This window comes from Saccharothrix luteola (assembly GCF_020859565.1).
Lineage (GTDB): Bacteria > Actinomycetota > Actinomycetes > Mycobacteriales > Pseudonocardiaceae > Actinosynnema > Actinosynnema luteola.
On the sequence record NZ_JAJHUO010000042.1, the window covers coordinates 1 to 17193 of the forward strand.

The following is a 17193-nucleotide window of genomic DNA, read 5'->3' on the forward strand; positions in this document are numbered from 1 at the left end:
TAATGACACCGGTCCCGACACAGACGCGTCAACGGGATGAAGGCGTTACGGCTGTAGGTCACCACCCCCGCACGACCCTCCGCCAGCAGGTGCGCATCACGCACCCCACCCGCCGCCTGAAGCAACGCCTCCAGATCATCACCACGGGCGTGCAACAGCACCGCGGCCTCGGTCACGTCCAACACCGCACCATCAGCAGCACGGCGCAACGCACGTCGCATCGACGACCCACTGGGCGTCGGATCCGGCGGGGCGATCGAGATGTCCACAGCCACGACAACGACACTAGTGGCGGAGATTCCTGATCACGTTCAGTGTGATGTCCACCACGAAGCGCAATCGGTCACCGGACCGGCGCCCTCCCGGCGACGAGGAGCTCGGTGTTGCGGTCGGTCGGGGTGCCGACGGCGTTCGCGTTGGCGTGCGGGTCGTTGAACGCGAACTCACGGGCCAGCGACGCGAGGCCGCGCGGCGAGAAGTCGTCGTAGTCGGCCTGGTAGGGCGCGTCACCCTCGACGAGGGTCGTGAACAGGGACAACGTGCCGTCGCCGTTGTCGGCCAGCTCGATGATCCGGGCGTGCTGCGGGTGGTCGACGTGCGCGGCGGTGTTGATCTCCCAGAACGCCCGCTCGCCCGTGCCGTGCGGGACGATCCGGTTCTCGTGGGTGTGGCCGTTGACCCAGGCGACGACGTTCGGGAACCGGCCGAGGAGGTCGACGAGCGCCTTGCCGTCCAGCCTCGGGTCGAGCGGGCGGCGGCGGTCGGGCAGGACGTTGCCCATGGTCCAGCTGGTGTGGTGGCTGAACAGGATGAACAGCTCGTCGGTGACGTCCTGGCGGTGCGGGAAGCCGAGCACGTCGTAGTAGCGGGAGCTGCCGCGCTTGAGGGTGCGTTCCAGCCAGAGGTACTGGTGCAGGCCGATCGAGCCGTCGGCGAAGCCCGCGGTGGTCGTGGTGTCGAGGCTGACGCCGGTGACGCCGGGCGCGATCGGGAACGTGTAGAAGACGTCCACGCCGTCGGCGTTGTCGTCGGTGAAGCCGTGGCCGTGCGGGCCGGGGCCGGTGTGGCGCGGGTCGAGGTGCGCCTGGACGAACTCGGCGGTGGTGAACGGCCGGCGGCGCGCGTCCGGGGTGACCGTGCGGACCAGGCCGCCCTCGGCGACGACGGCTGCCGCGTCCAGCACGTGGGCGGGGTCGGTCATGGCCTTGACGAGCCGCTGCACCTGGCCGTCCGCGAAGCCCATGATCTTGCGGTTCGAGGTGTAGAGGCCGTCGACGATCGGGATGCCGTCGGGCAGCGTGCCGACCACGCTGTCGTCGTGGTTGCCGAACGTGCAGTACCACGGGATGCGCAGGCCGGGGCTGTCGAACGGGCGGATGGCGGCGTCGAGCAGGCCGGGCAGGTGCGGGAAGCCCTTGGCCTGGTAGTCGTCGAGGAGGGTGGAGTGCGGGTTCCAGTAGGTCTTCACGCCGGAGTCCTGCACGCCTTCGTAGCGGGTGGGGTCGCCGGTGTTGGCGGTGATCCGGCCGCCGTTGAGGACGGTGAGGAACCAGTCGAGCTCGATCAGCTCGTGGTTGTCGGTGTTGTCGCCCGTGGTCATCATGAAGTCGATCGGGCGGTTGGTGAACGGCCCGGTGCGGATCGAGTTGATCCGCTGGACCAGCGCCGTCGACGTGTGCTGGGCCAGCGTCTCGTGGGCGCGGAAGGCGCCGGCGCCCAGCAACGGGTGGGTGTACTCGAAGCGGGCGGGGCTCTGCGCGTCGACCATGTGCATGTCGGTGAACTGGACGAAGCAGGCCAGTGGCGTGCGCCGATCCGCTCGTCCCGCGCCGGGCGTCGCCAGGTCGGACCGCACCACCACCGGCCACCCCTGTCCCGCCTGCAACCTCCGGTACCCCGTGCCGCCGACCGCCGTGGCCGCCGCGTCCAGCGTCGTGCCGGTGGTCGCCGCCCAAGCGGGCCCACCCCACGACAACGCCGCACCCGTCGCCTGCAAGAAACGCCGCCGGCTGATCCCCATCGAACACTCCCGCGTCTCGGTTAGGTGAAAAGTTCTCACGAACCGGGGAGCGGGTCACGAACTCGGGGTGAAGTGCGGCCGAACGAGCGAAGTCGAACGTCGTGTTGACCGATTCCGTTGCGGTGCAACGAATCACCCTGACGACGGCCACCCGTCGAGCCGCCGGAACTGGCGCGGGTACCGCTCACAGCGGTCGCCGAAGTCGTCCGATCGCGGACTTCCGGTCAACCGGGTCCGCTCGACCACCTGGACCGGATCGGTCACCGGGGGCACGAGCATCCTGATGTCCTCGTCCCGGAACTCACCGCCGGCGCACTCGGCGAGCGCGGCCGGACCACCTGCGCCGCCAACTCCGGCCGGGTCAACCGCCGATCTTCTCCGACCCGCCGGCCCTCCTGATACCGACGCCCGCCGAACACCACGACCTCCGGCTCGCTCGACAGTGCGAGCAACTCGGCCAAGAACCGCTCGGCCGCCGCCACGAGGACGTCCAGCCGTACCGGCTGGGGCATGGTCGCCCCGAGATCAACGGACACCGACCGATGCGGGAGCGTGGTCGGACCAGCGCTCGGCGTAGGTGGCGGCCCGCTCGACCACGGCCGTGCGGGCGGTAGCGGCCAGGGCTGCCGTTGCGACCTGGAGATCGATCCGCAGCGGATGCGCGTTGTCGAACTCGTCAGTCGCCCGCCTGATCGAGCAGTCGGCGAAGCACCTGGTCCAACGCGGGCACCTTGTCGATGAGCGTCTGCCACACCAAAGCATCATCGACCGAGGCGTACCCGTGGATCAGGATGTTGCGGAACGCGACGATCCGGTTGACGTCCGGGATGGCCGACGCGAGTTCGGCATCAACCTTGCGAAGCTGGTTCAGGGCTTCACCGATGATCTCGAACTGCCGCTCGACCGCCGACCTCAGCATGGCGTCCGCCTCGTAATCCGTGAACGACTTGCCCGCACCGAACTGCCTCAGCAGCTCGACGGCCTGCAACGCGTCCCAGAGGTAGGCACGAGGGTCAGGCCGCATACAACTGTTCCCGGGTCTCCATCACGCGCTGCCGGAAGTAGGGATTGCGGATGCTGGAACCGCTCACGAGATCGACCGGGCGGTCAAAGATCCGCTCCAGCCCCTCCTTCAAGGCGAAGTAGCTGCCGAAGTAGTCGAAGCCCGGACCGGCGTCGAACTCCACGAGGATGTCCACGTCGCTGGACACCACGTCGAACGAGTCACCGACAGCGGACCCGAACACGTCGAGCCGGCGAACGCCCAACGCGCGGCACAGGTCCTCGACCTCGGACAACCTGGCCGTGATGATCTCGTGCACGGAGGTCACCTCCCGCTCACGATTGTGCCTGATCCTCGACCTTGGGCCAGTCGAAGCTCACCGTCACGGGAGCGTGGTCGGACCAGCGCTCGGCGTAGGTGGCGGCCCGCTCGACCGCGGCCGTGCGGGCGGTAGCGGCCAGGGCTGCCGTTGCGACCTGGAGATCGATCCGCCAGCCGGAGTCGTTGTCGAACGCCTTCCCCCGGTACGACCACCACGTGTACGGGCCCGCCACGTCCGGGTGCAGGGAGCGGACCACGTCGACGTAGCCCGCCTCGCCGTACACGCGGTCCATCCAGGCGCGCTCCTCCGGCAGGAAGCCGGACGACTTCTGGTTCGTCTTCCACGCCTTCAGGTCCTCGGCCCGGTGCGCGATGTTCCAGTCGCCGCACACCAGCACCTCGCGCCCGTCGGCGGCGGCCTTGTCGCGCAGTTCCACCAGGTACGGCAGGAACGCCGCCAGGAACCGGTCCTTCTCGTCCTGCCTCGGCGTGCCGACGTCACCGCTCGGCAGGTACAGCGACGCCACGACCACGTCGGCCAGCTCGACCTCGACGTACCGGCCCGAGTGCTCGAACTCCGCCACCCCGAACCCGATCCGCACGGCCTGCGGCGCCTCGCGCGTCAGCACGGCGACCCCGTTGCGGCCCTTGACCTCGGAGTACGCGTGCGCGACGTGCCAACCCTCCGGCGAGCGCACCTCGTCCGCCAACTGCCCCGGCTCGGCGCGCACCTCCTGCAGGCACACGACATCGGCCGCCGTCGCGGCCAGCCACTCGAGGTAGCCCTTCTTCGCGGCGGCACGCAGCCCGTTGACGTTGATCGAGGAGACGGTCAGCACCCGGGCAGCCTAACCGCGATCCGCGACCGCCCAGCCGTGCGGGTACTCGGCGCCGCAGCCCGTGCACGACGCGGTCAGGCCCCACATCAGCACCAACGGGCTGCTGCCCTCCGGCGACGGCACCCCCGCCATCTCGTGCCCGTCCACCACGGACCGCAGACCGGGCCACTCCGGCTCGCACGCGCACGTCACCACGCCACGCCGGAACGAACGCCACTTGAAGAACATCCGCCCATCACATCACGTGCAGCCGCTGTCCGAGGTGGGTGTCACGAACTCGGCCTTCACCCACCGCCCGTCCGACAGCAGCCGGAAGCCGTTCTCGACCCTCGCCTCCGCCCGCACCACCGCGTCACGCGGCATGGTCGCCACGATCGGCTGGGTGTCGGCCGGCCCGGACCGCACGTTGAGGACGTCGGCGATCACCGTCACCTTGCACTCGCGCGCGGCGGTCTCGTCCACCCCGAGCTTCTTGCCCTCGTTGGCGACGTACATCAACCCCGCCGCCGCGAGCACACCGACGACGACCATGCCGCGCACCGGAATCCCGAACATCACGCCTCCCGACACCTCTGCCGAAGTGCAGATATAGCGCGAGCCGGTGGGCCGCGGGCCGGTCGGCGGCGCATTCCACCCCACCGGGGAACCGGACGGGTGACGCCATCACGGAAACGGCACCGGAACGGTGCCCGGGGCAGCCCCGGGACGGAAAAGGGGACCGCCCGGAGGCGGTCCCCTGATCGTGCGAGCCGAAGGGCAGGCGTCAGCCGGCCATCTTCTTCTGCAGGTTCTCGTCCAGCGTGCCGAGGAAGTCCTCGGTGGTCAGCCACTCCTGGTCCGCGCCGACGAGCACGGCGAGGTCCTTGGTCATCCGGCCGCTCTCGACGGTCTCCACGATGACCTGCTCCAGCGTCTCCGCGAAGCCCGTCACCTCGGGGGTGCCGTCCAGCTTGCCGCGGTGCTTGAGGCCACCGGTCCACGCGAAGATCGACGCGATCGGGTTGGTGGACGTCGGCTTGCCCGCCTGGTGCTGGCGGTAGTGCCGGGTCACCGTGCCGTGCGCGGCCTCGGCCTCGACGGTCTTGCCGTCCGGCGTCATCAGCACCGACGTCATCAGGCCCAGCGAGCCGAAGCCCTGCGCGACCGTGTCGGACTGCACGTCGCCGTCGTAGTTCTTGCACGCCCAGACGTAGCCGCCCTCCCACTTCATCGCGGCGGCCACCATGTCGTCGATCAGGCGGTGCTCGTAGGTGAGGCCCGCCGCGTCGAACTGCGCCTTGAACTCGTCCTCGAACACCTGCTGGAAGATGTCCTTGAAGGCGCCGTCGTACGCCTTGAGGATGGTGTTCTTGGTCGACATGTACACCGGGTAGTTGCGCTGCAACCCGTACGAGAACGAGGCGCGCGCGAAGTCCTCGATGGACTTGTTGAAGTTGTACATGCCCATGGCCACGCCGCCGTCGGGGCCGTAGTTGGCCACCACGTGCTTGATCGGCTCGGAGCCGTCCTCGGGCGTGAACGTGATGGTCAGCTCACCCGCGCCGGGGACCTTGAAGTTGGTCGCCTTGTACTGGTCGCCGTGCGCGTGACGGCCGATGATGATCGGCTTCGTCCAGCCCGGCACCAGCCGCGGGATGTTCGAGATGATGATCGGCTCGCGGAACACCACGCCGCCGAGGATGTTGCGGATCGTGCCGTTCGGCGAGACCCACATCTTCTTCAGGCCGAACTCCTCCACCCGCGCCTCGTCGGGCGTGATGGTGGCGCACTTGACGCCCACGCCGTGCTTCTTGATGGCGTGCGCGGAGTCGATGGTGACCTGGTCGTCGGTGGCGTCCCGGTGCTCGATGCCCAGGTCGTAGTACTCGAGGTTGACGTCCAGGTACGGGTGGATCAGCTTGTCCTTGATGAACTGCCAGATGATCCGCGTCATCTCGTCGCCGTCGAGTTCGACGACGGTCCCCTGAACCTTGATCTTGCCCATACTCAGGGCGCTCCTCTCGCGACAATGCAAGCAAGACAAGCGTACTGCTATGTCGGGTTGCTTGCGTCCATCCGGGCGGAAAAAGGGAACGGCGTCACATCTGCGCCGAGGCCGTGACCGCCGGTGGCACGTGTGGTCTCCGGCCAATACAACCAGCCGCGCCGACGGGCCGCCGCACGGGGACGACCCGAGCCGAGGTTCGAACACGCGTTCGCGGAATGCGCCCTCCACACGCCCACGCCCCGCTAACCTCGACCCGTACGAGTGATCAAGGGGGCAGCGTTGTCGACGGGTCCGACCCACGCCATGAGCGGTCTGCTGGCCTGGGCGGCGGTGACCGCACTGGCCGAGAACCACCCCATCGGCCAGCTCACGCCCCAGAGCTGGGCGGTCGGCGCGGTGCTCGCCACCGGCGCCGCCCTGCTGCCCGACCTCGACCACCCGTCCTCGACGATCTCGCGCACGTTCGGGCCGGTCAGCGCGGGTGCGTCGGCCCTGATCAACACGATCAGCTCGTTCGTCTACCGCACGACCCGCACCCGCAAGGACTCCAACCGCGACGGCGGGCACCGCGGCCTCACGCACACGCTGGCCTTCGCCCTGGCCGCCGCCGTCGGCACGACCGCCGTGGTCCAGCAGTCGCAGAAGTGGGCGCTGCCCGCGCTGATGTTCGTGTTCGCGGGCCTGGCCGTGCGCGGGATCATGAACGACTGGTGCCCGCAGAAGGACGCCCTGCTCATCACGGGCGTCTCGGCCGCCATCACGGTCGCGTGCGTGGCCTGGACGGCGCAGACGCCCGCCAGCGCGGCGGCGTGCGGGGTCGCGGTGGGCGTCGGGTGCTTCGCCCACTACCTCGGCGACGCGATCACCGAGCAGGGCTGCCCGATCCTGTGGCCGATCCCGCTGATGGGCAAGACCTGGTTCCCGGTCGCGCCGCCGAAGATCATGCGGATGAAGACCGGCGGCACGGTCGAGATGGCGATCGTCGGACCGCTGGTCACGATCCTGAGCGTCTGGCTGTCCGCCGCCGCGTTGCAGCAGGCGGGCGCGCTCCCGTTCCTCGAAAGTTTCGACCTGCTCCCCATCTGATTTTCAGATAACGGCCATTCGGCGGCTACCACTTCATCACCCGAACGGACTAGCCTCCTCCGAAATCCTGTCCCGCGCCGATCGCGTCGAGGAGGACTTCGTGCCCCACCCCACGCACGACAACGTTGTCGAGGCGGCCGGATGACCACCTGGCTGGGCCTCAACGCCGGTCACGACGACCGGACGACCGCGGACGCCGTCGCGGTGTCGCTCTACGAAACGCTGCTGTTCCACGCCCAGCTCGTGTGCGTCCACGACGTGGAAGGGCGGCACGCGATGTCGTTCCGGCTCACCGAGGAGCCCTCGGAGAACACCGTGTCGACGCTGATCGAGCGCGGCTACGGCGTGGCGGTGCACAACGGCTCGCTGCAACGGCTCGCCGGGCCCGAGGAGCTGACCCGCGGCGCGCTGCGGGCGGCGTTGGCGCACCGCGACCGGCGGGAGGGCCGGGCGCTGCGGTTCCCCGGCCAGCGCACGCTGCGCGGCCGTTACGGGGTGTCGGACATCCTCGCGTTCAGCGCGATCGAGGAAGTCCTGCCGCACGGCACGAAGAGCGTGGACGCGCGCGGCGACCTGCAGCCCACGTTCGTCAACGGCAGGCTGGTGCTGGACTGCGGCTGAGACCGGCCCTCAGCCGGGGTGCGCGCCGACGGTGTCCTTGATCTCGGCGCCGAGGCGGTCCGCGCTGCGCGCGCAGTGCGCGCAGCAGAAGAACCGGCCCCGCACCTCGACTCCGTGGCCGAGGATGCGGCAGTCGCAGTGCTCGCAGCGCGGCGCCAGGCGTTGGATCGCGCACTCGAAGCTGTCGAACGTGTGCACGCCACCGCCGACCGTGCGGACCTCGAAGGCCATCCAGTAGTCGTTGCCGCAGACGTCGCAAGTCGCCATGGCCGAAGCGTGCGCCGGTCGCCGGGCACCGGCAACTCGAACCCCGGCCGACGACTGCCCGGACCTCGCGCGCACGAGGTCCGGCCGAGCGGACCAGGCCGGACTCGAACCGGCGTCCTCCCTCCCGGGGGGAGGGCGCGTCAACCACTGCGCTACATGGTCCCGAGCCGGGCCGGATTCGAACCGGCGTCCTCCCTCCCATGGGGAGGGCGCGACAACCACTGCGCTACCGGGCTCCTGCCCAACACTAACCATGACCGAGGTCCCGGAGACAGGGCCGCTAAGGTCTGCCCTCGTGCGCGGAGTCGACTACTACGAACTCCTCGGGGTCGGCCGCTACGCGTCCGAGGCGGAGATCAAGTCCGCTTACCGCTCCCTGGCCAAGGTCATGCACCCGGACGCGGGCGGGTCCTCCGGCACCTTCCGGATGCTGCAAGAGGCATATGACACCCTGCGGGATCCGGCCCGCCGACGTGACTACGACCGCGGGTGGTCGTTCACCCGTCCGGGCGCCCGGCCGACGTCGCCGACCCGCCCGCCGCGCTCCGGCCGGACCGGTCGGTTGCGGAACTTCGGCGAAGATCCCGACTTCGTACCTCCGAAGCCCGTGGTGGACCTCGGCGGCCTCGCGTGGTGGCACCTGGTCGACGTCGGCCAACGGGTCCGGTACGCGCCCGCCGCCGGTCCGGGCCACGCGCCCGCGCTGGCGGCCATGTGCGGGTGGTTCTTCCTGCTGCTGCCCGTGGTCGTCGTCGACTTCTCGCCGTTGGCGCTCGGCGTCTGGCTGCTGGTGGTGGCCGCCGCGGCGGCGGTGGCGTTCCGGCTCGTGCGGCGGTACCTGGCGGCGATCCGGGCCGACCGGTCGTTCACGTCGGACCACGACACGGGCGTGGTGCACGGGACCACCGACGACCGGGTCTGCGAACGGCTCACCGCCGACCTGCTCAGCCGGTACCTGACCCGGCTGCCCGGCGCGCGGATCTTCCACGGCCTCGCCTGGCCCGGCTCGGTGTTCGCCGACGTCGACCACGCCGTGCTGTGCGGGCGGAAGCTGGTGCTGATCGAGTCGAAGTCGTGGCTGCCGGGGCACTACGAGGCCGAGGACGACGGCACGGTGTGGCGCAACGGCCACCCGTTCCGGGGTGGCGGCATGCGGATGCCGCGCAGCCTCGCGGTGTACCGGAAACTGCTGCCGTGGCTGGAGATCCGGACCGCGCTGCTGGTCTACCCGAGCCGCGACGGCGTGGTGACCACCGAGGAACCGGCGGACGCCATCGTGCCGCCGATGACGCCCGCCCAGTTCGTGGAGGAGATCGGCGACTGGCTGGCCGAGGACCCGGCCACGGTGGACCGGGAGGCGTTGCGCCTGCTGATCGGCCAGGTCGTGCCGATCGTGCGGACGGCCGGCTGAAGACGGCCACCTCCGCGAGCGCGCGCGGGCTACGTTCCGACGAGCCCACGGGAGAGTCGGCTGTGAAGATCGACGTCTTCAACGAGATCCAGGACCCGCGCCCGTGGCAGGAGGGGCACCAGCACGCCCGCATCACGGAGGCGTTGGCGCAGGCGCAACAGCCCCACCCGCCGCTGTGGCAGGCGGCGGCGACCCCGGCGTCGTTCGAGGAGGCCGGGCGCCGTGGCGTCGGGGTGCTCGGGGCGTTCTTCACGTTCGTGCACTGCGCGGAGACCGACGAGCAGGCGATTGTGGTGATCGGCCGGGTCCTGCGAGGCGACGACGTGGCGCCGGACCCGGGCATCGACCGGCTGATGGCCTTCCACCAGGTCGACAGCCTGAAGCACGAGGACGTCATGCGGAGCCTGCAGCTGGTCGGCGACCTGATCCCGGAGTTCGACAAGTCGGGTTGATCCCCGGGTTCGGCGAGTGAAGTCGCGGGATCCGGTGGGAGGATGGCCCGCATGCCGAAGAAGCTGCGCCTGACCGGTGACCCGGCCGCCGACAAGCTGCTGAGCGACGACCCGTTCGCGTTGCTCGTGGGGCTGTTGTTGGACCAGCAGTTCCCGATGGAGCACGCCTTCGCCGGGCCGCGGAAGATCGCGGACCGGATGGACGGGTTCAGCATCACCAAGATCGCCGAGACCGACGTGGAGGCGTTCGTCGAGCTGTGCGTGCAGCCGCCGGCCATCCACCGGTACGGCGCGTCGATGGCACGGCGGGTCCACGCGCTCGCGTTGCACGTCATCGAGCACTACAAGGGCAAGGCGGCGAACATCTGGAAGGCCGGCCGGCCGGATGGCAAGGAGGTGCTGCGCCGGGTGAAGGAACTGCCCGGGTTCGGCGACCAGAAGGCCCGGATCTTCGTCGCGCTGCTCGGCAAGCAGCGCGGTGTGACGCCGGACGGGTGGCGGGAGGCGGCCGGTGCGTACGGGGAGGAAGGGTCGCGGCGGTCCATCGCCGACGTGACGAGCGCGGAGACGTTGGCCGAGGTGCGGGCGTTCAAGAAGGCGGCGAAGGCCGGCGGTCAGGCGGAGGCGCAGCCGGCGGTGAAGGCGGGAGCGAAGGGCAAGACCGCGGCGAAGGGGAAAACGCCGGGCAAGGCGGCGGCGAAGAGCTAGAGTCCCCGCGTGGAGTTGCCTGGTCTGACCGATCTCACGCCGTTGGGCCAGGGTGGTTTCGCCACCGTCTACCGGGCTCGCCAGGTGCAGTTGAACCGCGACGTCGCGGTGAAGGTCGACAACCGGGTCTTGCAGAGCGAGCGTGACCGGCGGCGGTTCCTGCGCGAGGCGCACGCGGCCGCCCGGCTGTCCGGCCACCCGCACGTGGTCTCGGTGCACGACGCGAACTTCACCCCGCAGGGCACGCCCTACCTGGTCATGGAGCTCTGCACGGGCGGGTCGCTCGCCGACGTGGTGCAGCGCGACGGGCCGCTGCCCGCGGCGAGGGTGCGCGAGTTGGGCGTGCAGCTGGCGGACGCGTTGGCCGCCGCGCACGCGGAAGGCGTGCTGCACCGGGACATCAAGCCGGGCAACATCCTGCTGGACCGCTACGGCACGGTGAAGCTGGCCGATTTCGGGTTGGCGGCGCTGCTGGACGCCGAGGGGTCGAGCACGGTCACGCGGGACGCGTTGAGCCCCAGCTACGCGCCGCCGGAGGCGTTCGCGATGGCTCCTCCGACGCCGGCGGCGGACGTGTACTCCCTGGCGGCGACGCTGTACGACCTGCTGGCGGGCAAGCCGCCGCGGCCGGTGCCGTGGCCCGTGGAGTCGTTCGACCAGTTGGGGCACGTGCTGCGCGCCCCGGTGCCGTGGGTGCCCGGTGTCCCGCAGGGGATGCACGAGGCGCTGGTGCGGGCGTTGGAGCCCGAGGTCGGTCGTCGGACGCCCACGGCGGCCCGGTTGCGCGACGAGTTGAGCCGGGTGGTGGAGGCGTCGGTCCCGCCTCGGGTTTCGGGGCCGGCGGCGGAGTCACCGGCCTGGGGGTCGCCGCCGCCGGCCGGGTCGCCGCCGCCGGCCGGGTCGCCGCCCCGGGACTCGCTGCCCCCGGCACCCTGGGACTCGCGGCCGGTGGCGGGCGCGCCGCCCCGGGTGTCGCCGCCGTTGGCGGGGTCCGGTTACGTCCGGCCGCCCGCCAAGAAGCCCTGGCCGTTGGTGATCAGCGCCGCGGTGCTGGCGACGCTGGTGGCCCTGGGCACGTGGTGGTGGGCGTCCAAGTCCACCGCCAAGTCCACCACGCCGACGCTCGAAGCCGGGGCCACCACCGAGAGCTCGGGCAAGCCCCTCCCGCCGCCCGACCTGGAGGAGTGCGCGACCGGTTACTGCGTCGCCGAACCGACCTGCTACCGCGGCATCGTGTCCGTCGGCGGCAAGGCGGCCAGTGCGCGCAAGGTCGGGAACTGCTCGGAGGAGCACTTCTGGGAGGCGTTCGCGGGCGGGTGGTTGTCCGGGCCGGTCCCGGACGTCGACAACGACGAACTGGCCAAGGCGCCCGAGGTGGCGAGCGTCTGCACGGCCGAGGTGATGGCGGCCAACACCCGGCCGACCGTCGACACCTCGGGCTGGAGGTTCACGGCGGTGGGCTTCACGGACGGCGACCTGGCTTACTTCCACTGCCTGGCCGCGCCGTCCGCGGGCGGCGAGACGACGACCAGCGCGTTCGGCGGGTCCTGACGCGGTTCGGGCTTGAGCGTGAAGATCAGCATCACGAGGGCCACCAGGGCGAGGACCGCGGCGATCGGGGCCAGCGGCACGAGTCCGACCCAGCTGATCACCACGCCCCCGAGCACGCCGGACAGACCCACGCCCAGGTAGATCGCGGAGGCGTTGAGCGACAGCAGCAGGCCGCTGTTGGCCGGCGCGAGCTCGATCAGCCAGCTCTGGATGGGTGGGTTCGCCGACCACGTGAGCGCGCCCCAGGCGAAGAGGGCGACGGCGGCCGACACCGGGGTCGTCGCGGTGAGGGGCAACGTCGCCAGCACGACGGTGAAGCAGCTGAACAGGACGACGAGCAGCTTGCGGGTGTCGAAGCGGTCCGTGAGGCGGCCGGCGCCCCAGTTGCCGAGCACGGAGCCCAGGCCGTAGGCGACGAGCAGGATGCCGATCGTGGCGCCCTCCACGTCAGCGGTCTCGGCGAGCAGGGGCGCGATGTAGTTGAAGACGCTGAACACGGCCAGGCACGCGAGCACGGTCAGGCCGAGGACCATCAGCACGCGGCGGTCGGCGGCGGGTGCGAAGCGCTGCCGCAGGCCGACGACGGGCGGGGCGTCGACGCGGGGCAGCCAGAGGCGCACGGCGATCGCGGCGAGCACCGAGACGACCGCGATCAGCGCGAACACGCCCTGGTAGCCGAGGGGTCCGCCGAGCAGGTTGCCCGCGGGCACGCCGAGTGCGAGCGAGAACGACAGGCCGCCGAAGACCAGGGCGACGGCTCGGCCGCGGTGCTCCGGCGGGGTCAGGACGGTGGCGACGAGCGTCGCGGCGGGTGTGTAGACGGCCGCGCCGAGCGCGCTGATCACGCGGGCGACCATGAGCAGCGGGTAGTTCGGGGCGAGCGCGGCCAGGAGGTTGCCGAAGGCGGCGACGCCGAGGGCGACGACGAGCAACTTGCGGCGCTCCCACCGCCCGGTGAGGACGGCGAGGAGGGGTGACGAGACCGCGTAGGCGATCGCGAACGCGGTGAGCAGCTGTCCCGCGGTGGCGTGCGAGACGTCCAGCTCCTCGCTCACGGCCGGCAGCACGCCGGAGACGATGTACCCGCTCGTGCCGATGGCGAACGCCCCGGCGGCGAGGAGGTAGGTGCGTGCCGACATGTGTGATCCCCCAGTCGAGTGCGTTTCGGCGGGGATCGTACTACGACGTTCATCGAAGTTTGATGGGGCTCGTAGTATGGGTGTTATGACTGTTGTGCTCCCCCACCCGGAGCGGGACGAGATCCGGATCGCGTCGGTGCTGCACGCGCTGGCCGATCCGGTGCGGCTCCGGATCGTGCGCGAGCTGGCGACGCACGAGGAGGGCCTTTCGTGCGGTGTGCTGCCGCTGGGGGTGACGGCGTCGACGCTCACCCACCACGTGCGGACGTTGCGGGAGGCGGGTGTGGTGCGCGTCCGACCGCAGGGGACTTCGCGGATCAGCTCGTTGCGCCGGGAGGACCTGGATGCGCTGTTCCCCGGGCTGCTCGACGGCGTGCTGGCGGCACGCCGGTGAGTGAGGCGAACGACTGGGAGTGGGTCCGGGTGCTCGCCCAGGGGCGGGTGTACGACGAGGAGCGGCCCGCCGTGAACCGGTTGGCGTGGGCGGCGGTGGCGTTGGCGGCCTCGCACGGCGGTGAGCGCAGCGGGGTGCGGCGGGCTCGGGCGGTGGCGGACCGGTTCGCGTTGCGGGCTCGGGTGGTGCGGTCGCTGGGGGCCTGGGCGGCGGATCCGGACGTGCTGGCGGCGGACGTGCTGGCCGAGGCCGGGTTGTCCGGGAGGTACGAGAAGGCGGTGGCACGCGCGGTCGAGCCGGTGGTGTCGCAGGTGCGGGACGACGGGTTGCGGCACCGGGTGCAGGGGTGGGTGTTGGCGCGGTCGTAGTCCCATTAATGAGTTGCGGTGGTTCCTAGGGTGAACAACCGTGCGCGCTTACGCCTTTCTAGCGCTGGCCGGATTCCGCAGATATTCCACCTACCGACAGGCGATGGTCGCCGGAATGGCGACGAACGTCGCGTTCGGGCTGCTCAGGATGGCCGTGCTGCTCGCCGCGGTCACGCAGGGGCCCGTCGCGGGCTATGACGTCGCCGCCACGGCGACTTACGTGTGGCTCGGCCAAGGATTGATGGCCGTGGTCGTCCTCTGGGGCGACAAGCACCTCTCCGATCGGGTGCGCAGCGGTGACGTGGTGGTCGACCTCTACCGACCGTGGCACTTGCAGCTGGCCTTGTTCGCCGAGGACGTGGGGCGCGCGGGGTACGCCGTGGCCGTCCGGCTCGCCCCGCCGGTGGCGTTCGGGGCGTTGTTCTTCCCCTTCCGGTGGCCTTCGGTCGGCACGTTGCCGGTGTTCGCGGTCAGCGTGGCGCTGGCGGTGACCGTCAGCTTCGGCCTGCGGTTCCTGCTCAACGCGACCACGTTCTGGCTGCTGGACAACCGCGGCGTCCAAGCGCTCTACACGGCGCTCACCTGGCTGTTGTGCGGGTTGGCGGTGCCGCTCGCGTTCTTCCCCGAGTGGGCGCTGCCGATCGTGTGGTCGACGCCGTTCGCGGCCATGCTGCAGGCGCCGATCGACATCTTCCTCGAACGCGGCTCGCCGTGGCCTTTCCTCGCGGGGCAGGCGTTCTGGGCCGTCACCGTGCTGGCCGCGGGTCACCTGGTGCTGACGCGGGCGGTGCGGAAGGTGGTGGTCCAGGGTGGCTGAGAGCGTGTACGTGAAGCTCGTCGGCGCGCGGTTGCGCGGGCAGATGTCCTACCGCGCGTCGTTCCTGATGCAGTGCCTCGCGCAGGCGATCAACCAGCTCGCCGAGTTGGCCGTCATCCTGGTGCTGTTCAACCGGGTGAGCGCGCTGGGCGGGTTCTCGGTCTCGGAAGTCGTGCTGATGTACGCGATCGCGGGCACGGCGTTCGGGATCGCCGACATGGTGGCGGGGCAGCTGGACGAACTGCCCGCGTACATCCGCACCGGGACGTTCGACGTGCTGCTGTTGCGCCCCTTGGGCACGTTGGCGCAGATGATGGCGTCCGACCTGCACCTGCGGAAGGTCGGGCGCATCGTCGCCGGCATCGGGGCGATGGTCTACGCCTTGAGCCACAACGACATCGCGTGGTCGGTGTGGACCGCCGGGCTGGTCGTCCTGGCGCCGATCAGCGGCGCGGTGATCTTCTCCTCGATCTGGGTGGCGGCCAACGCCGTGTGCTTCTGGGTCGTGGACGGCCAGGAGTTGGCCAACACGGTCACGTACGGCAGCAACGCGTTCACCTCCTACCCGGCCACGGTCTACGGGCCTTGGCTGCGGCGGTTCTTCGCGTTCGTCATCCCCGGCGCGTTCGTCGCCTACTACCCCGCCCTCGCCCTGCTGGACCGACCGGACCCGTTGGGCGGGCCCGCCCTGCTCGGGTGGATCTCGCCGGTGGTCGCGGTCGCGGCGGCGGTCGTGGCCGGTCTGGTGTGGCGGACGGCCGTTCGGCACTACCGAGGGACTGGATCATGATCGAAGTGCGCGACCTGCGCCGCGAGTTCACCGTCACCACCAAGGTCGGCCGATTCCGGCGGGAGAAGCGGGTGGTGCGGGCGGTCGACGCCGTCGCGTTCGACGTGGCGGCGGGCGAAGCCGTCGGGTACGTCGGGCCCAACGGGGCGGGCAAGTCGACCACCATCAAGATGCTGACCGGGATCCTGGTGCCCACCTCCGGTCACGTCCGGGTGTGCGGGGTCGAACCGTCGCGGGGCAGGCGGGAACTGGCGCGGCGGATCGGCGTGGTGTTCGGCCAGCGCAGCCAGCTGTGGTGGGACCTGCCCCTGCGGGACAGCTTCGAGTTGTTGCGGGCGATCTACCGGGTGCCCCTGGGCGATTACGGGAATCGGTTGCGGGAGTGCGTCGAGCTGTTGGAGCTCGGGCCTTTCCTGGACACGCCGGTCCGGCAGTTGTCGCTCGGCCAGCGGATGCGGGGCGAGGTCACGGCGTCTTTGCTGCACGGGCCGGAATTGCTGGTCCTGGACGAGCCGACGATCGGGCTGGACCTGGAGTCCAAGGAGCGGCTCCGGGAATTCCTCGCCGACCTGAACGCGCACCGGGGCACCACCCTCCTGCTCACCACGCACGACCTGGACGACATCGAACGCCTGTGCCCCAGGTTGGTCGTCATCGACCGGGGCACGGTGCTCGCGGACGGCGCGCTGGACGAGCTGCGCGCCGAGGTCGCGCCGGAGCGGGTGTTGGTGGTCGACCTGGAGAAGCCCAGCGGTGACCTGGCCGGGCTGCCCGGCGTGACGTCGAGCCGGATCGAGCCGAACGGTTTGCGACACCACCTCACGTTCCGCCGGGCCGACACCACGGCGGCGGCGCTGATCTCGGCCGTGGCCACCCGGGCGGACGTGCACGACCTGGTGGTTGTCGAGCCGGTAATCGACGACGTGGTGCGTCGGCTGTACGCGCGTCGGTAGAGTCGGACGAAACGGTCAACGTAGAACGGGAGCACCCTCATGCGCGCAGGTCGTCCGGTAGCCACCCTCTTGCTGGCAATGGGACTCGCCGCCGCGGTCTCGGGCTGCGAGGCCGTGCAGCAGGCCTCGGACACCGCGAACCAGGTCGGCGCCGCCGCGGACAAGGCGCAGCTGTGCATCGACGCGCTCAAGCTGGCCGGCTTCACGCCCGACGCCACCGACCCGCAGAAGGCGCTGGAGGAGACCCAGAAGAAGGCCGAGGAGCTGAACGCGCTCGCCGCCAAGGCAGGCGACACGACGCTGCAGGACGCCATCACCGGCGTCTCCGACACCATGGGCAAGGTGACGGTGGAGGACCTGAACCCGGCCAACATCGGCGCGTGGTCGCAGCAGAAGCTGGACCAGGTGGCGAAGCTGTCCAACGCCTGCGCCTGAGCGGAAACGTCAGGCTGTCGGTACCTTCGGA

The 17193-nt window shown here is 70.5% G+C and carries 22 protein-coding genes and 2 tRNA genes; 12 read left to right on the top strand and 12 right to left on the bottom strand.

The window, feature by feature from the left end:
* The 8 genes from LNK82_RS41310 to LNK82_RS41350 form a co-directional block, all read right to left on the bottom strand.
* Positions 1–221 (bottom strand): hypothetical protein (locus LNK82_RS41310; protein ID WP_230572407.1); only part of this gene is annotated, 221 nt, incomplete at its 3' end.
* A 122-nt stretch (positions 222–343) separates the two neighbouring features.
* Complete coding sequence (locus LNK82_RS41315) at positions 344–2020, bottom strand: TIGR03767 family metallophosphoesterase (protein ID WP_230572330.1); 1677 nt, start codon at positions 2018–2020, stop codon at positions 344–346.
* Positions 2021–2696: 676 nt separating this feature from the next.
* Positions 2697–3044 carry a HepT-like ribonuclease domain-containing protein gene (locus tag LNK82_RS41325; RefSeq protein ID WP_230572331.1) on the bottom strand — a complete coding sequence of 116 codons (348 nt, stop codon included), beginning with the start codon at positions 3042–3044 and terminating at the stop codon, positions 2697–2699.
* Positions 3034–3342, bottom strand: coding sequence for a nucleotidyltransferase family protein (locus LNK82_RS41330; protein ID WP_230572332.1), 309 nt, complete (start codon positions 3340–3342; stop codon positions 3034–3036). Before LNK82_RS41330 ends, LNK82_RS41325 begins: the two co-directional genes overlap by 11 nt.
* Before the next feature lie 16 nt (positions 3343–3358).
* The gene (locus LNK82_RS41335) at positions 3359–4183 is read right to left on the bottom strand and encodes an exodeoxyribonuclease III (protein WP_230572333.1); all 825 of its coding nucleotides are present in this window, start codon (positions 4181–4183) and stop codon (positions 3359–3361) included.
* A 9-nt stretch (positions 4184–4192) separates the two neighbouring features.
* Complete coding sequence (locus tag LNK82_RS41340) at positions 4193–4411, bottom strand: hypothetical protein (RefSeq protein WP_230572334.1); 219 nt, start codon at positions 4409–4411, stop codon at positions 4193–4195.
* Between the two features lie 12 nt (positions 4412–4423).
* On the bottom strand, positions 4424–4738 hold the full coding sequence (locus LNK82_RS41345; protein WP_230572335.1) for an SH3 domain-containing protein: 315 nt from the start codon (positions 4736–4738) through the stop codon (positions 4424–4426).
* A gap of 208 nt (positions 4739–4946) precedes the next feature.
* Positions 4947–6167, bottom strand: a complete 1221-nt coding sequence (locus LNK82_RS41350) for an NADP-dependent isocitrate dehydrogenase (protein WP_230572336.1) — start codon at positions 6165–6167, stop codon at positions 4947–4949.
* Between the two features lie 282 nt (positions 6168–6449).
* On the opposite strand from LNK82_RS41350, the gene LNK82_RS41355 reads away from it, so the two are divergent.
* Both LNK82_RS41355 and LNK82_RS41360 read left to right on the top strand, forming a co-directional pair.
* A complete protein-coding gene (locus tag LNK82_RS41355) occupies positions 6450–7256 on the top strand; it encodes a metal-dependent hydrolase (protein ID WP_230572337.1) in 807 nt (268 codons plus the stop codon).
* Positions 7257–7397: 141 nt separating this feature from the next.
* On the top strand, positions 7398–7877 hold the full coding sequence (locus tag LNK82_RS41360; RefSeq protein WP_230572338.1) for a hypothetical protein: 480 nt from the start codon (positions 7398–7400) through the stop codon (positions 7875–7877).
* Positions 7878–7886: 9 nt separating this feature from the next.
* On the opposite strand, the gene LNK82_RS41365 is transcribed toward LNK82_RS41360, so the two are convergent.
* From LNK82_RS41365 to LNK82_RS41375, 3 genes are all read right to left on the bottom strand, one after another.
* Positions 7887–8144 carry a metallothionein gene (locus LNK82_RS41365; protein WP_123745389.1) on the bottom strand — a complete coding sequence of 86 codons (258 nt, stop codon included), beginning with the start codon at positions 8142–8144 and terminating at the stop codon, positions 7887–7889.
* Between the two features lie 89 nt (positions 8145–8233).
* A tRNA-Pro gene (locus LNK82_RS41370) sits at positions 8234–8307 on the bottom strand.
* Positions 8308–8381: transfer RNA gene (locus LNK82_RS41375), tRNA-Pro, on the bottom strand.
* Between the two features lie 58 nt (positions 8382–8439).
* On the opposite strand from LNK82_RS41375, the gene LNK82_RS41380 reads away from it, so the two are divergent.
* From LNK82_RS41380 to LNK82_RS41395, 4 genes are all read left to right on the top strand, one after another.
* Positions 8440–9555, top strand: a complete 1116-nt coding sequence (locus tag LNK82_RS41380; protein ID WP_230572339.1) for a J domain-containing protein — start codon at positions 8440–8442, stop codon at positions 9553–9555.
* A 62-nt stretch (positions 9556–9617) separates the two neighbouring features.
* A complete protein-coding gene (locus LNK82_RS41385; RefSeq protein ID WP_230572340.1) occupies positions 9618–10007 on the top strand; it encodes a hypothetical protein in 390 nt (129 codons plus the stop codon).
* 51 nt (positions 10008–10058) lie between these two features.
* Positions 10059–10715, top strand: coding sequence for an HhH-GPD-type base excision DNA repair protein (locus LNK82_RS41390; RefSeq protein ID WP_230572341.1), 657 nt, complete (start codon positions 10059–10061; stop codon positions 10713–10715).
* A gap of 9 nt (positions 10716–10724) precedes the next feature.
* The gene (locus LNK82_RS41395; RefSeq protein WP_230572342.1) at positions 10725–12266 is read left to right on the top strand and encodes a serine/threonine-protein kinase; all 1542 of its coding nucleotides are present in this window, start codon (positions 10725–10727) and stop codon (positions 12264–12266) included.
* Here LNK82_RS41395 and LNK82_RS41400 read toward each other — a convergent pair.
* A complete protein-coding gene (locus LNK82_RS41400) occupies positions 12197–13405 on the bottom strand; it encodes an MFS transporter (RefSeq protein WP_230572343.1) in 1209 nt (402 codons plus the stop codon). The two genes, LNK82_RS41395 and LNK82_RS41400, sit on opposite strands and share 70 nt — an antisense overlap.
* A 76-nt stretch (positions 13406–13481) precedes the next feature.
* Here LNK82_RS41400 and LNK82_RS41405 point away from each other — a divergent pair, with 76 nt between their 5' ends.
* From LNK82_RS41405 to LNK82_RS41430, 6 genes are all read left to right on the top strand, one after another.
* Complete coding sequence (locus tag LNK82_RS41405) at positions 13482–13799, top strand: ArsR/SmtB family transcription factor (protein WP_372470784.1); 318 nt, start codon at positions 13482–13484, stop codon at positions 13797–13799.
* A complete protein-coding gene (locus tag LNK82_RS41410; RefSeq protein WP_230572345.1) occupies positions 13796–14167 on the top strand; it encodes a hypothetical protein in 372 nt (123 codons plus the stop codon). Before LNK82_RS41405 ends, LNK82_RS41410 begins: the two co-directional genes overlap by 4 nt.
* Before the next feature lie 115 nt (positions 14168–14282).
* The gene (locus LNK82_RS41415) at positions 14283–14984 is read left to right on the top strand and encodes an ABC transporter permease (RefSeq protein ID WP_230572346.1); all 702 of its coding nucleotides are present in this window, start codon (positions 14283–14285) and stop codon (positions 14982–14984) included.
* Positions 14977–15774: an ABC transporter permease gene (locus LNK82_RS41420; protein WP_230572347.1), complete on the top strand. Its 798-nt coding sequence runs from the start codon at positions 14977–14979 to the stop codon at positions 15772–15774. Before LNK82_RS41415 ends, LNK82_RS41420 begins: the two co-directional genes overlap by 8 nt.
* Entirely contained in the window at positions 15771–16727 is a 957-nt protein-coding gene (locus LNK82_RS41425) for an ABC transporter ATP-binding protein (protein ID WP_230572348.1), read from the top strand. Before LNK82_RS41420 ends, LNK82_RS41425 begins: the two co-directional genes overlap by 4 nt.
* Positions 16728–16766: 39 nt before the next feature.
* Positions 16767–17162: a bacteriophage spanin2 family protein gene (locus LNK82_RS41430; protein ID WP_268997958.1), complete on the top strand. Its 396-nt coding sequence runs from the start codon at positions 16767–16769 to the stop codon at positions 17160–17162.
* Positions 17163–17193 lie beyond the last annotated feature (31 nt).